A 14,641-nucleotide genomic window follows, 5' to 3' on the forward strand; every position below is an offset into this window, starting at 1 on the left:
AATTAAAAATATAATTTGAGATCCATGACCTTAGATAAATTGAATATAACAGGTCTCAGCGATCTTGAAGTAAACGCTGCCAGGTTGAAATATGGCCCGAACAGCCTTTCGTTCAAAAAAGAAAATGGCTTTATTGACGCCATTAAAGGCCTGGCCAAAGAGCCGATGGTTCTTTTATTGTTGGTTACCTCGGGCATTTACTTTATCAGCGGAAAAACCGGCGACGGTATTTTTCTGGCTTCGGCTGTTGTACTGGTGGCCGGCATTTCTTTTTTTCAGGATTCCCGTAGCCGCAACGCCATTGAAAAACTAAAGGATTTTAGTCAGCCGGATTGTAAGGTCATCAGAAACGGTGCCGTCAAAGAGATTAAAAGTGACGGCATCGTAATTGGCGATAGCCTGATGGTTGACGAAGGATCTTCTATTGCTGCGGATGGTAAGATCATACATTCCAATGATTTCTCGGTCAATGAAAGTATTCTAACCGGCGAATCGTTAGCAGTGTATAAAGACCTTTCGGTTGCCGAGCCTTTCATATTTCATGGCACAACGGTTTCGAGTGGCTCAGCCATAATAACCGTAACAGCCATCGGCAACGGCACCCGCCTGGGTAAGATCGGCAAAAGTATGGAGTCAATCGTTACCGAGCAAACCCCGCTGGAAGGACAGATCAACAATTTTGTAAAAAAGATGGTGATCGCCGGTGTGATCGTTTTCTTCATCGTTTGGGGGATCAATTACTTTCGCTCCGCTGATGTTTTGGATAGTCTGATCAAAGCGCTTACACTGGCCATGAGCATCCTACCGGAAGAGATCCCCGTAGCTTTCACCACTTTTATGGCTCTCGGTGCCTGGCGGCTGATGAAGATGGGTATCGTGGTCAAACAAATTAAGACCGTTGAAACGTTAGGTAGCGCTTCGGTGATCTGTACCGATAAAACCGGCACCATTACGGAAAATAAGATGGGTCTGGCCAAACTTTATACACTCCGGGAACACCTTATTGGAGACGCTGCCGGCGATTTAAACAGGCCTGAGAAGGAATTGATCAATCTCGCCATGTGGGCAAGTGAGCCCATGCCGTTTGATCCCATGGAGATCGCGCTGCACAAAGCTTACGCTAAAGCTGCTACCGTAGATGAAAGGCCTGATTATCAATTGATCCATGAATATCCCTTGAATGGACATCCACCAATGATGACTCATATTTTTGAAGGTAAGTCTGGCAGGCGAATTATTGCTGCGAAGGGAGCGCCGGAAGCGCTGATCAAGGTCAGTAATCTTTACAGTATTGAAAAAGACCATATAGAAACTGCCATCAAACAACTGGCTGAAGCTGGGTACCGCGTTTTAGCGGTTGGGCAGGCCATTTTCGAGGGAAATGATTTTCCGGCCACTCAGCAGCAGTTCAAGTTTACCCTTAAAGGCCTGGTTGCCTTTTATGACCCGCCTAAAAAAAATATCGCCACAGTATTGAATGGATTTTACCACGCAGGTATAGCCATAAAGGTCATTACAGGTGATAATGCAGAAACCACCAGGGCTATCGCAGGGGAAATTGGCCTTCATGGTTTCGAGGATGGAATAACCGGCGATGAATTGATGAAGTTGAGTGAAAGCGTACTTGGGGAAAAAGTGGAATCGATCAGCATCTTTAGCCGAATGTTCCCCGACGCCAAACTAAAGATCATTAATGCGTTAAAAGCCAATAACGAGATCGTGGCAATGATCGGTGACGGCGTGAACGACGGTCCGGCTTTAAAGGCAGCACACATAGGTATTGCCATGGGGCAAAAAGGTACCGAGATCGCTAAACAGGCCGCTTCACTGATCCTGCTGAAAGATGATCTTTCAAAGCTGGTTGATGCGGTAGCAATGGGACGACGGATCTATGCCAATCTCAAAAAAGCCATTCAGTATATCATCTCCATTCACATACCCATCGTATTGACTGTGTTCCTCCCTCTGGCACTGGGCTGGGTTTATCCCAATATCTTTTCGCCCGTACATATCATTTTTTTGGAGTTGATCATGGGGCCTACCTGCTCGATCATCTATGAGAATGAGCCTATGGAAAAAAACACCATGTTGCAGAAGCCCAGACCGTTCAGTGAAACATTTTTTAATTGGAAAGAATTAATGACCAGTGTTATCCAGGGATTGGTCATTACGGCCGGAACGCTGCTCAGTTATCAATATGCTGTCGCCAAGGGCGCTGATGAGCGACTCACCCGCACAATGGTGTTTATTTGCCTAATCGCCGCCAATATTCTGCTTACGCTGGTGAACCGCTCGTTTTATTACTCACTTTTAACCACCATCAGGTATAAAAACAATCTGGTTTTATTGATCATAGGCATTACTGTCCTTGTCTCCGTATCGCTTATCTACTTTAACCCTTTTGCAAAGTTCTTTGGCTTCGAGAGGTTGACCATAAGAGAACTGTCGTTAAGTGTCAGCTTTGGTTTCCTGTCTGTAATATGGTTTGAACTTTTTAAACGGCAGAAACGTTTCTCTGCCGGCAAGGCTAATAACAATAAGATCACATCATGACCAGACGGAAATTTTTAGGTATAGTGGGAGGATCGGTAATTACATCAGGTGTGACGTATTATGCCTTCAGCGACAGGAGCAATTATCTGAGAGCTGATTTAAAGCCATTAACCACTTTCACCAAGCGGTTAATGGCTACCGAGCGGCAGATATTATACTTGACTTCCCTTGCACCAAGCGGCCATAACACGCAGCCGTGGTTGATCAAATATCTGGAACCTTTTCACTGGATCATCTGCAATGATAAAAGTAAATGGTTGCCGGCCGTTGATCCAACGCAACGGGAAACGATGTTATCTATTGGCGCATTTATTCAAAATTTAGAGTATGCTGCCAACAACCTCGGCTATAAGTGTCAATTCGATTTAATAGCTAATACCAATCAGGACGAAAAAGTAATGGAAATTAAACTGTTGCGGGCCGGAAAACTAGTCAGGTATGAGGCCAAAAATATGATACACCGGCGCACAGTAAGATCAAACATACTTTCTGATCCATTAAACAAGGAACATATCAAGCTATTGACTGATAATGAATTAGATCGGATTCTCTTCATACCCCGTACAACCAAAATTTATCAATACCTGAACGAACAGACTATCGAAGCTAATAAAGTCCAATCCCACCGTAATTCAGCACAAAAAGAACTGGCGGATTGGATCAGGTTTACGAACAAAGATGCAGAAAAATACCGTGACGGCTTAACCCCTGGTAGTATGGAAATTGATGGCTTTCCCGGATGGGTCGTACGAAATTTTTATGGCAGATCTAACGTAATGAACAAAAGTTTCAGAGATCAGACTATTGGCGAGGCAGAAAAGCAGGTTGCCTCTTCTGCGGGCTGGTTCTTAATAACAAGTAAAGATGCTTCTGTCACTAACCTGATTGAAGCAGGGAAGCGGATGCAAAGGCTCTTCCTCAAAGTTCGGGATAAGAATATTGCGATACACCCCATGACCCAGATACTGGAGGAGCCTGCTATTCAGCATAACCTAAATTCATCTACAGGTTTAACAGATCCGGTGCAGTTTATATTACGAACAGGATATGTGAAGGATTACCCCGAACCTGTGTCTTTAAGGCGGCCGGTGGACTGGCTGATATTTTAGATACCTTGGTATTCAGCACCATTGGCATCGCACAATTTGGAGAACTGATTCTAAAGCGTAAAAACGGCTACACCATTGTGATTGTTGCCAACAATATGTAACAGTCGTAGCGCATTGCAGATAAAACTATTTATTTATGAGGGAGAGATTATTGAAGCAGGTGGTACGCGCCAAATCTTCTACTGCTCGGATCATGAGCCTACCAAGAACTATGTAAAGGGGCATTTTGGATAACCTATCATTTGCTGTGATAGATTCCGGCTACGTTCTACAAACACAAACATTTGCCGGTAACTCGAAACTAACTCGATTTAAATAACACAAAAAGGCCAGTAAACTATTCTACTACATGACCAACTATTTAGCATGAGTGATTTTAAATTGCATCGCCTTGGAATCATCATGGCATCGGAACCTGGCAACGAAATGGAAGAAGAGGGGGTTTTAAACCCGGCAGCTGTTCGCGGTCCGGATGGCGAATTATACTTATTCCCCCGGATTGTTGCGAAAGGGAATTATTCAAGGATCGGCATTGCAAAAGTAATATTTAATGAGGCAGGGGATCCTATCGGTGTCAAAAGGCTGGGGGTTGCTTTAGAACCCCAGGCTGAATATGAGATGAGGCCCGGAGGTGGTGGCTGCGAAGATCCGAGGATCACTTATTTCGAGCCGTTGAAAGAGTATGTTATGACTTACACCGCTTTCTCCGCCAACGGACCAAGAATTGCTATAGCCACTTCTAAAGACCTTTTCCATTGGACACGTTTAGGCCTTGCGGATTTTGCCGACTACAAATACATTCAATTTAACAACGTCAACAATAAAGATGCCTGTATATTCCCTAAAGCCATGATCAGCCCCCATGGTCATCCCTCTATGATCATGCTGCACCGGCCGCTTTTCCCCGGTACATCGCCGGAAGATATTATGCACGACCCGATAGACAGACGAATAAGGGATCATCATGAATGTATATGGATTTCCTACAGCCATTTGCATAAAAAAGAAAATCGGGTAGAAGGCCAATTGGAAGAGTTCGAATCCAATAGTCCGCTGGCGTTGCCCCAGGCGCCATGGGAAAAAATTAAAATAGGTGCCGGCACCCCACCGGTTTTAACTAAATACGGTTGGCTGCTAATCTATCATGGCGTTCATGCGACCCGCACACTTTCAGACTATCCGCATAATTTGGTGTATGCTGCAGGGATCATGATCCTTGATATTAATCATCCCGAGCGGGTGCTTTACCGGTCTGCGCATCCGATAATGAGTCCCGAAACAGCTGGCGAGCGTTCCGGGCAGGTTGCTAATGTTATATTTCCTACAGGAATTGACAGGCGGGATGATTTAGGCCAGCCCACCCGTTTGGATATTTATTACGGGATGGCTGATAATTGCATTGGCGTAGCCACATTGAAGCTTCCCGATGAACTTCCGAAAAGCTGGCATGGTTTATTCACAACGTAACGCCTCGATAGAATCTAATTTTGAAGCCTTTAGCGCGGGGTAATAACCTAAAAAGATCCTGGTGAGCGCACGAACTACAAATGATAAGATCAAGAACATGGTTTGCGTTCGCTGCAAAATGCTGGTTAAGCAACAGCTTAAAAAACTTTCTATTCGGTTTACGGCCGTTGAATTCCAGTTGTTGTGCTTTTATTTAAGCGCGCTCCATTTCCAGTCCAGTATTTCGGGCATATCTTTGCCATGCAAACCAATATAATGTTTATGCTCAATCAGTTTATCCAACAATTGCTGTTTCAGATAAACTCCCTTACTACCGGTTTGCGGTAAACGGTCTATTACATCGATCACCAGGTGGAATCTGTCCATTTCATTGAGTACAGTCATATCAAAAGAGGTCGTGATCGTTCCCTCTTCTTTATATCCCCTTACGTGCATATTGATGTTGTTAGCGCGGTTATAAGTTAAGCGGTGTACCAACCACGGGTAACCGTGAAATGCGAACACCACCGGCTTATTGGTTGTAAATAAAGCATTGTAATCCATATCGGTCAGTCCGTGCGTATGTTCTGTGCTTTTTTGCAGTTTAAACAGATCGACCACGTTGATTACCCGGATCTTGAGATCTGGCAAATGCTCCCTTAAAATGGCAACCGCGGCTAAAACTTCTAAAGTAGGTACATCACCGCAGCAGGCCATTACTACGTCCGGCTCGCCGTGCTGATCGTTACTGGCAAAGTTCCAGATGCCGATCCCTCTTGTACAATGTTCTATCGCTTCGTCCATTTTGAGCCATTGCGGTGCGGGATGCTTGCCTGCGACAATCACATTTACATAATGATAACTCCGCAGGCAATGATCCATTACCGATAACAGGCAATTCGCATCAGGCGGAAGATACACCCTCACGATGGTCGCTTTTTTATTAACTACGTGATCTATAAAACCGGGGTCTTGATGAGTAAAGCCATTGTGATCCTGGCGCCAAACCGTTGAAGTTAGGAGTATGTTAAGGGAAGCTATTTTGCGCCTCCAGGGAATTTCCAGGCAAGTTTTTAACCATTTGGCATGCTGGTTAAACATAGAATCGATGATATGGATAAAGGCTTCGTAACAATTGAATAAACCGTGCCTTCCGGTTAAAAGATAGCCTTCCAGCCAGCCTTCGCATTGGTGTTCGCTCAGCATTTCCATCACGCTGCCTTCAGGAGCCAAAAATTCATCCGTAGGGATTATCGGTGCCAGCCATTGCCGGTTGGTTGCTTCAAAAACGACATCTAACCGGTTCGATACGGTTTCGTCGGGGCCAAATATTCTAAAATTGCGGTTGGCCTGGTTCTCTTTGATAACGTCGCGTAGAAATCTGCCCGATACATAAGTGTCACCCTCACCGGTAACACCAGGTGATTTAACCACTGTTGCATAATTCCTGAAATCGGGCAAGCGCAAATCGCGCAACAACCCGCCGCCATTGGCATGTGGGTTAGCACCCATGCGCCTTTCTCCCTTGGGGGCCAATTCGGCCAGCTCGGGGATCAACTTTCCGCTGTCGTCAAATAGCTCATCGGGTCTATAGCTTTTCATCCAATTTTCCAATAAAGCTAAATGAGCCGGCGGAGCAGATGCAGAAACCGCAAGAGGGATTTGGTGGGACCTAAAGTTACCTTCAATTTTGAAACCATCAACTTCTCTGGGGCCTGTCCAGCCTTTTGGCGAGCGTAAAATGATCATTGGCCAGCGTGGGCGTATACCGTTAGGATGTACGGCATCATACTTTACCTGTTTGATCCGGTCTACAGCATATTCAAGTGCTGCAGCCATGTCTTGGTGCATTGTATCCGGATCGTCTCCCTCTACAAAAATTGGATTCCAGCCATAACCAAAGAACAATTGCTCTAACTCTTCATGTGTGATCCTTGCCAAAATAGTAGGGTTAGATATCTTATACCCGTTAAGGTGTAATATCGGCAGTACCGTACCATCAGATAGCGGGTTCGAAAATTTGTTAGAATGCCAGGCGGTGGCCAATGGCCCGGTTTCTGCTTCACCGTCACCAACTACGCAGGCAACAATCAGATCGGGGTTATCCATCACTGCGCCAAATGAGTGGCTTAACGAATAGCCCAGCTCGCCACCTTCATGGATCGAACCCGGTGTTTGGGGTGATGCATGGCTGGAAATGCCCCCCGGGTAAGAAAACTGGGTAAATAGTTTTTTAAGGCCGTCCTCATCCTGCGTAATATTAGGATAGACTTCGGTATAAGTACCTTCCAGGTAGGTACTGCCTACTACCGCCGGGCCGCCATGCCCTGGGCCGGATACGTAGATCATATTGAGATCATATTTATTGATGATCCGGTTTAAATGCGTATAGATGAAATTCTGACCGGGCGTTGTACCCCAATGCCCGAGTTGCATATGCTTGACGTCTTCCAGTTCAAGAGGCCTTTTGAGTAAGGGATTATTACGCAGATAAAGCTGCCCCACAGAAATATAATTTGCTGCCCGCCAATAGGCGTTAATTTTTTTTAGTAATTCCGGTGATAAAGTTTGAGCTTCCGGATCGTTGATTACTGTTTCCATAATGGGAGTGTTATTTAATAGGATAATTCAAAGTATAGCATACCGATCTTGCGATCATTAATTCTTCGTTAGTTTTGATCACACGAACCAATACCGTGCTTGTATCAGCCGAAATAATGGGATCATTATTCGTGTTTTTGTCTTTATCCAGTTCGATCCCTAAAAATTCCAACCCATGGCAGATACGCTCGCGTACCTCGGGCGAGTTTTCACCAATTCCACCGCTAAATACCAGCGTATCTACGCCATGTAGTGCCGCGACAAAAGAGCCGATGCACTTTTTAGCCTGATAGCAAAAAAGATCCACCGCTTCTGCAGCTCTATCATCAGTTCCCTGGATTTTGATGAGTTCCCGCATATCCGAGCTGGTTTCCGAAATTCCCAACAACCCGGATTCATGATTTACCAAATGGCCAAATTTTGCAGGGCTCATTTTTTCCTGCTTCATAAAGTACCAGGCTACCCCCGGATCAAGATCACCTGTACGGCTGCCCATGGGTATACCTGAGGCGGGCGAAAATCCCATGCTGGTATCGATACACTGATTGTGTTTTACTGCCGCCAGGCTTGCGCCGCTGCCCAAATGGGCCAGGATCACCCGGTCGGTTTTGATAAGGTTCAATTCGTCCAATCTGAGCTGCTCCATCAGATATGCATAAGAAAGGCCATGAAAGCCATAGCGCCTAATTCCGGCATTTTGGTATTTCCGCGGAATAGCCAATAATTTTGCAACCCGGGGCATGGCAGCATGGAATGAGGTATCAAAGCAAGCTACCTGATCTATTTCAGGATAACGGGATTGAATGATCGTTATCATTTTTATTTCCTCCGGCAGATGTTCAGGGTCGTAGCTACTGATCTTTTTGAGGTCGTTAAGCAAACCTGGAGTGACCTTTTCAGGCTTTGAATGTTCCATGCCATGCACAACCCGGTGACCGATCGCGACAACTAACGAAAAATCTATCTCTTTTTCCAGCCAATCCATCAGCCATTGCGTTGCCGAATCCTGGTGCACATCTGAAACATCAACCTTTTTGTTGGATTGATGAGTACCAACCTGAAAATTCAAGTTGATTTGCTTTGTTCCAATATCCGCTATCTCGCCAGAAAGAGATAGCCTTAATGTATTATTGATTTGGAATAAAGCAAACTTAATGCTGGATGAACCGCCATTGACGGTTAAAACATATTTTTTACTTGTTGTTGCTGGCTCACTCATATCCGCTTTTTATATTGGTTTGGAGCATTTTAAACGCCTGTTGGGGTTTGATGTAACTGGGCAGGTGCGCAGCTATAAATAGCAATGCATTTTAAACTGCAACTGAGGCGCTTTCAATGCGGGCTTATCTGTCTTCAAACCTGCCAGTTTTTTTATGGATAATGATCTTATACATGATCAATTCAATGCTGGTACCAATATCGCTTTCCCCATCCGCAAAACCATGTTCACGGGTAACCGAATCATCGATGATGTAGGGCGTTATCCTGTCAGTTAATTGTTGCAGTACTTTTTGCTTTTCGGCCATATCTGTGATTTCTTCAAATCTTCCCCAGGTAATTACAGTTTGCCAATTCGTTACATCCCTGATATTTTCTACTTCGAAACATATTTCGGGATTTTTTCTCATCATGTCGATTTTCATCCCTTTAGCGGAATGGCAATAGATGTTTGTACCGTCATAAACATAATTTACCGGAACGATGTAGACCATTCCGTCTGATTGACAACCGATCCTACCGATCAATTCGCTTTTCAGTAAAGCTTCTATTTGTGTATCGTTGAGTTCTCTTAACATACTTTTATTTTTGTTTCAAATGCATAGCAAATTATTCTCTGTCATTTACGCCAGTAAAAATTTATTTTCACGCATCACGCCTTCTGCCAGTTTGAACATTTCTTTTTTCACATCGTAATATTCCGTTGTAAGCATGCTGATCAGGTTAGATAATGTATTGTTTTCTATCGCTAAGTAAGAGATGTCTTCGGTAGCTTCATTTTCAGCGATCAGGCTTAAACGATCCAATTGCATACTGCACTGCATATGGGCCTCTTTCATGTCTAATTGCAGTTTCATTATTTTATTCCCTACGTTTTTTAATTTGGCAACATCCGTAGGGTCAAATAAGCGGATAAAATAATCCTGCTCTAAATGGCATAGAAAGTCGGTTTCAATTTGAAAGAATTCCAGATCAGACACCCAGCGTTTGGTGCTGATGTAATATTGTTCTGCGCGGTCGGACATTTCAGTTACGTTTTCCATTTGAATTGTTTGATTTGAGATATCGCCCTGTTCAGGGGTCTATGGTGTATTGATGGTGTAAATTTCAGGAAACGCCCTGTAAGCCTTGATGATACCCGTCAGGAAAAAAAGTGATTTGCAACACAATAACCGCTGATGAGCTTAGCTGCTAATAAAAAAAAATCGGAGAATACAAAGTAGACTCCGATCTGAAATGGATTTTCTTATTCGTTTAAATGTATCAGACTAAAACGGGTCTGCATACTCACTAAACCTGATCAGTTTTTTATTGACGAATTCTTCTACGCCCAGTGCAGACAGCTCACGGCCGTAACCGGAACGCTTAGTACCCCCGAAAGGAAGATCCGGCTGTGTCCAGGTTGGGTGATTGATGAATACCATACCGGTATCGATCATCGTGGCTACTTTTTTACCTCTTTCTTTATTAGCGGTAAACACTGTGCCACCCAGGCCAAACGGCGAGTCGTTAGCCAACCTGATGGCATGTGATTCATCTTTAACGCGATAAAAGGAAGCAACCGGCCCGAACAACTCTTCGTGATAAGCGGCCATGCCTGGCTTAATATCCGTTAAGATCGTAACCTCCATGAAAGCACCCGGACGGTCAATGCGTTTACCACCCAGGATCACTTTAGCCCCGGCATCAACTGAACGCTGTACCTGGTCTGCAAGCTGTACAGCAGCACCTTCACTGCTTAAAGGGCCAAGTTCTGTAGTGCTATCCATAGGGTCGCCTACTTTCAAGCCCGTTAGCTTTGCTTTAAATTTAGCCAGGAACTCGTCGGCCACCGCTTCTACAACTATGAACCTCTTTGCCGCGACGCAGCACTGACCGGTATTATTCATACGCCCGATAACTGCCCAGGCCACTGCCTGGTCAATATCCGCGTCTTCTAAAACGATGAAGGCATCGCTGCCCCCTAATTCCAAAACAGATTTCTTTAATGCTTTGCCGGCTGCTGCGGCCAGGCTTGCACCTGCCAGTTCACTACCAGTGAGCGAAACACCTTTGATACGTTCATCTGCGATATAATTGGAAACATGCGTGCCGGAAATAAATAGGTTTGTATACAGGCCTTTAGGTGCACCAGCTTCTAAAAATATATCTTCAAGAGCTTGCGCGCATTGTGGTACGTTGGAAGCATGTTTGACCAGCACCACGTTGCCGATCATGATATTTGGCGCCGCGAACCGGGCAACCTGGTAGAACGGAAAATTCCACGGTTCCACGCCAAGCAGCACCCCGATCGGGCTTTTCTTAATATATGCCTCGCCAAATTCAGGCTTCAATTGCTCGTCAGCCAAAAACTGTTCGCCATTAGTCGCGTAATAGTCAACAATATCTGCACTTAACGCGATCTCGCCCTGGCTCTGCGCGTATAACTTCCCCATTTCTAACGTAATTAGTTTAGAGAGATCGTCCGATCTTTCGCGCATGATCTGTGCGACCCGGTGAAGAATCTCCGTTCTGCGGGAAAATGGTTGGGTGCGCCAGGTCTTAAACGTATCTTCGGCTTGTGTGATGGCGGAGTTGACAGTTTCGGGCGTCATTTCTTCAAATGTTTTAACAACTTTGTTGTCAAAAGGATTAATGGTTGCTATAGACATAATTGGTTAGTTATATAATTTGACCGCTTATATTAGGGTCACGCTTTCTATCTGCAAAATTGGCGATTACAAAGCGTAGGGGCGATGTCGCCGGTCACCCGGTAAACTGATCTTCATCAGCTTTTTGACTTTGTTCTGTGAGGAGATAATTATTGAGGATTACGACAAAATCGCTTACTGCGTCTTTTATTTTGCCTAAGTGACCGATTATCTTCTCTTCATTCATGCGCTGGTAGTAATGTTCGATCAGGGAAGCGGATAGCTGGATATTAGTTAACGGGGAACGCAGCTCATGTGATACGTTAGCAAGGAAAGTGGTTTTCGCTTGGTTAATATCGATTTGCTTTTGCAGCAGCCTATTTAACAGTGCGTTTTCTATTTCCAGCTGACCGATCCGCTCAAGTGTTAAGATATGTTTTTTCTTTATCGAAATTCGCGGTTCCATGATGAGCAGGTTTGTATTATTGTTCATGATCATTTGCCGGTTCGGGTCAGGCTGTCCTTTTTTTGCTGTTTAGCCAGGTTTTTAAAATAACCTTTAAAAAAGAAGTTGTGCTTTAAAGCTTCCATATTCTGATTAAACCCATTGGTGCCTTTCTGCACATTGTTCAGGCTCATGCTGATTTTTTTGGTCATCGTTGAATCCCTTAGCAAGCTATGAAGCGGCCCTTTCCCATAAGAAAGGTCATGATTAACATTTTTGACTATCTCCTGGAGCTGCCCTGTCATTTGATTGGCATGTTCACTCGCCGAGCGGATATTACTTACCGCACTTTTTAGATCTCCTGCCAATGCCGGGTCTGATATTAAGAGCCCGGCAGTGCCTTTGCCTTGCTTGATCCGCACGATCATATTGTTCAATCCTCTTGTCAGGTTATCTGCGTTGGTACTGGCATTATTGATACTCTTTAAGGAAGCTCGCAGGCTTATTCCAATAGTCTGGTCGTTCAGTAGTTTGACAAGCGCGCTACTGTCAATACCCAGTACCGCTTTTTTCAAACTTTCAGATATCGTGGCAATATTATTATTGGTCTTGGATAGGGTCAGCAGCATCTCATCGGTACTGATCATTTTCTGTGCGGCAAGGATATCCCCGGTTTCGACCATCAGGCTGCTTCCTTTATTTGCCTGGATATTCACCACTTTATTGCCCATTAAACCTTCTGTACCTATAGCGGCCAACGCGTTTTTGTGGATGAACGCGCTTGTTTTATTGTCAATGGCTAAGGTTACTTCGATCAGCGTATCGTTGATCATCGTGATTTTTTTAACCGTTCCTGCCTGGATACCTGAGAAAAGCACGTTGTTCCCCTCCATTAATCCGTTGAGGTTGTCAAAGCGGGCCTTCAGTTCAAAGCCGCTGCCGAAAATGTTCCGGTTCTTACCGATCATATAAAACGAAACCATCAGCACCAGCAATCCTGCCAGCACAAATACACCCAGTTTAATATTATTTTCGCCTTTATTTGCCATGATCTATGATTCAAAAAATTGTTTGATGTTTTTATCAGCAGAGTTTTCCAGTGACTGATAAGTGCCGTCCGCATAGCATTTGCCTTCAAATAGCAGCACCACCCGGTCAGATATATTTTTCACGCAATTCATATCATGCGAAATGATGATGGAAGACGTGTGGTATTTTTTTTGCAAGGTTAAAATCAGCTGATCGATCTCCCGGGCAGTAACCGGGTCTAATCCCGTCGTCGGCTCATCATACAAAATGATTTCCGGCTTGAGGATCATTGTCCGTGCCAGGGCGATCCTTTTGAGCATACCACCGGATAATTCTTCCGGCATCATCTCGGTGGTATGGGCCAGACCTACATTTTCCAAAGCTTCCTTCACCATCGCATTCACTTTTGATGGTGCAAGGTCAGTCCAGTGCCGGCGTAACGGAAACTCCAGATTCTCCCTGACGGTCATCGAGTCATATAGCGCATTGCCCTGAAAAAGGAAGCCAATTTTTGTCCTAATTTTGGCCAGTCCATCGTCACTTAATTTGGTGACATCGTCACCCAAAACGTTGATGCTGCCTTTATCAGCTTTTAAAAGGCCGATAATGCATTTTATCAGCACAGATTTCCCCGAACCCGATTTACCCAGTATCACTACGTTCTCTTCCTTATTGACCACCAGGTTAAAATCTTTCAGCACCACATTGGGGCCAAAGCGTTTGTAAACATGCGAAATCGTAATTGCCGCAACTTTCGGCTCTTCTTTCTTGACCGATACTGTCTTTTCGGGCGTGCTCATCGTTTTAATTTAAGCCTAATGAGTTAGTGAACTGAACCGCTAAAAGGTCGATCACGAAAATGAGCACGGAGGCCAGCACTACTGCCGAATTGGCTGAACTGCCCACACCTCGCGTACCCTTTGTAGAGTTGAAACCTTTATAACAACCAATAATGCCAACTGCAAAACCGAAAAAAATGGTTTTTATCACCGCCGGCATCACGTCACTATAGCCAATGCTATGAAACACCTGGTTAAAAAAAAACCTGATGCTGGTTACCGAATTGATATTCACGCCGATGTAGGCACCAAATAAAGATATCGCATCGCCCAGGATGGTCAGTATTGGCAGCATTAAAGTTGTAGCGATAACACGGGTTGCTACCAGGTATTTAGTCGGATTTGTTCCGCTAACTTCCATGGCATCGATTTGCTCGGTCACTTTCATGGAACCGAGTTCAGCACCAATACTGCTGCCGATCTTACCCGCAAATATAAGCGCAGTGATCACCGGCCCGATCTCGCGGACGATAGCAATACCCACCATAACTGGTAACTGGGATTCAACACCGTAGCTGACCAGCGATGGTCTTAACTGCATGGTGAGTACCAGGCCCATGATAAAACCGGTCAGCCCAACGAGCGGTAAAGACTTATAGCCGATGATATAGCATTGCGCCATCAATTCGTTCAGTTCGTACTTGGGTTTCATCCCGTGTGAAAAAAAGCGCCCGGTAAATTTGGTAATACTGCCAGTCTCGTCAAAGAACTCTCGTGTATTTGTCAGTAATGGCATATTTGTATTTGTTACTTAGGTTGCTTTGATCATCT

The 14,641-nt window shown here is 44.7% G+C and carries 12 protein-coding genes; 3 read left to right on the top strand and 9 right to left on the bottom strand.

Annotated features, from left to right (window positions below):
• The first annotated feature begins 24 nt into the window (after window positions 1-24).
• The 3 genes from IDJ76_RS07800 to IDJ76_RS07810 all read left to right on the top strand — a co-directional run bounded on the left by IDJ76_RS07800 (window position 25) and on the right by IDJ76_RS07810 (window position 5,129).
• Complete coding sequence (locus IDJ76_RS07800) at window positions 25-2,553, top strand: cation-translocating P-type ATPase (protein WP_191162483.1); 2,529 nt, start codon at window positions 25-27, stop codon at window positions 2,551-2,553.
• Window positions 2,550-3,662 carry an Acg family FMN-binding oxidoreductase gene (locus IDJ76_RS07805; RefSeq protein WP_191162485.1) on the top strand — a complete coding sequence of 371 codons (1,113 nt, stop codon included), beginning with the start codon at window positions 2,550-2,552 and terminating at the stop codon, window positions 3,660-3,662. Before IDJ76_RS07800 ends, IDJ76_RS07805 begins: the two co-directional genes overlap by 4 nt.
• A gap of 402 nt (window positions 3,663-4,064) precedes the next feature.
• Window positions 4,065-5,129, top strand: a complete 1,065-nt coding sequence (locus IDJ76_RS07810; RefSeq protein ID WP_224746245.1) for a glycoside hydrolase family 130 protein — start codon at window positions 4,065-4,067, stop codon at window positions 5,127-5,129.
• A gap of 189 nt (window positions 5,130-5,318) precedes the next feature.
• Here IDJ76_RS07810 and IDJ76_RS07815 read toward each other — a convergent pair whose 3' ends face one another.
• The 9 genes from IDJ76_RS07815 to IDJ76_RS07855 all read right to left on the bottom strand — a co-directional run bounded on the left by IDJ76_RS07815 (window position 5,319) and on the right by IDJ76_RS07855 (window position 14,606).
• Window positions 5,319-7,709 carry a phosphoketolase family protein gene (locus IDJ76_RS07815; protein WP_191162488.1) on the bottom strand — a complete coding sequence of 797 codons (2,391 nt, stop codon included), beginning with the start codon at window positions 7,707-7,709 and terminating at the stop codon, window positions 5,319-5,321.
• A 10-nt stretch (window positions 7,710-7,719) separates the two neighbouring features.
• Entirely contained in the window at window positions 7,720-8,928 is a 1,209-nt protein-coding gene (locus IDJ76_RS07820; protein ID WP_191162490.1) for an acetate/propionate family kinase, read from the bottom strand.
• Window positions 8,929-9,052: 124 nt separating this feature from the next.
• Window positions 9,053-9,505, bottom strand: coding sequence for a pyridoxamine 5'-phosphate oxidase family protein (locus IDJ76_RS07825; RefSeq protein ID WP_191162492.1), 453 nt, complete (start codon window positions 9,503-9,505; stop codon window positions 9,053-9,055).
• A 45-nt stretch (window positions 9,506-9,550) separates the two neighbouring features.
• Window positions 9,551-9,970 (bottom strand): hypothetical protein, encoded by a 420-nt coding sequence (locus IDJ76_RS07830; RefSeq protein ID WP_191162494.1) that lies wholly within the window; start codon window positions 9,968-9,970, stop codon window positions 9,551-9,553.
• 225 nt (window positions 9,971-10,195) lie between these two features.
• Window positions 10,196-11,578, bottom strand: coding sequence for an NAD-dependent succinate-semialdehyde dehydrogenase (locus IDJ76_RS07835; RefSeq protein ID WP_191162496.1), 1,383 nt, complete (start codon window positions 11,576-11,578; stop codon window positions 10,196-10,198).
• 94 nt (window positions 11,579-11,672) lie between these two features.
• Window positions 11,673-12,050 (bottom strand): histidine kinase dimerization/phospho-acceptor domain-containing protein, encoded by a 378-nt coding sequence (locus tag IDJ76_RS07840; RefSeq protein ID WP_224746246.1) that lies wholly within the window; start codon window positions 12,048-12,050, stop codon window positions 11,673-11,675.
• 2 nt (window positions 12,051-12,052) lie between these two features.
• Window positions 12,053-13,051, bottom strand: a complete 999-nt coding sequence (locus IDJ76_RS07845; RefSeq protein WP_191162500.1) for an MlaD family protein — start codon at window positions 13,049-13,051, stop codon at window positions 12,053-12,055.
• A gap of 3 nt (window positions 13,052-13,054) precedes the next feature.
• Window positions 13,055-13,831, bottom strand: coding sequence for an ABC transporter ATP-binding protein (locus tag IDJ76_RS07850; protein WP_191162502.1), 777 nt, complete (start codon window positions 13,829-13,831; stop codon window positions 13,055-13,057).
• Window positions 13,832-13,835: 4 nt separating this feature from the next.
• Entirely contained in the window at window positions 13,836-14,606 is a 771-nt protein-coding gene (locus IDJ76_RS07855) for an MlaE family ABC transporter permease (protein ID WP_191162504.1), read from the bottom strand.
• Window positions 14,607-14,641: the final 35 nt, after the last annotated feature.

This window comes from Mucilaginibacter glaciei (assembly GCF_014773245.1).
GTDB lineage: Bacteria > Bacteroidota > Bacteroidia > Sphingobacteriales > Sphingobacteriaceae > Mucilaginibacter > Mucilaginibacter glaciei.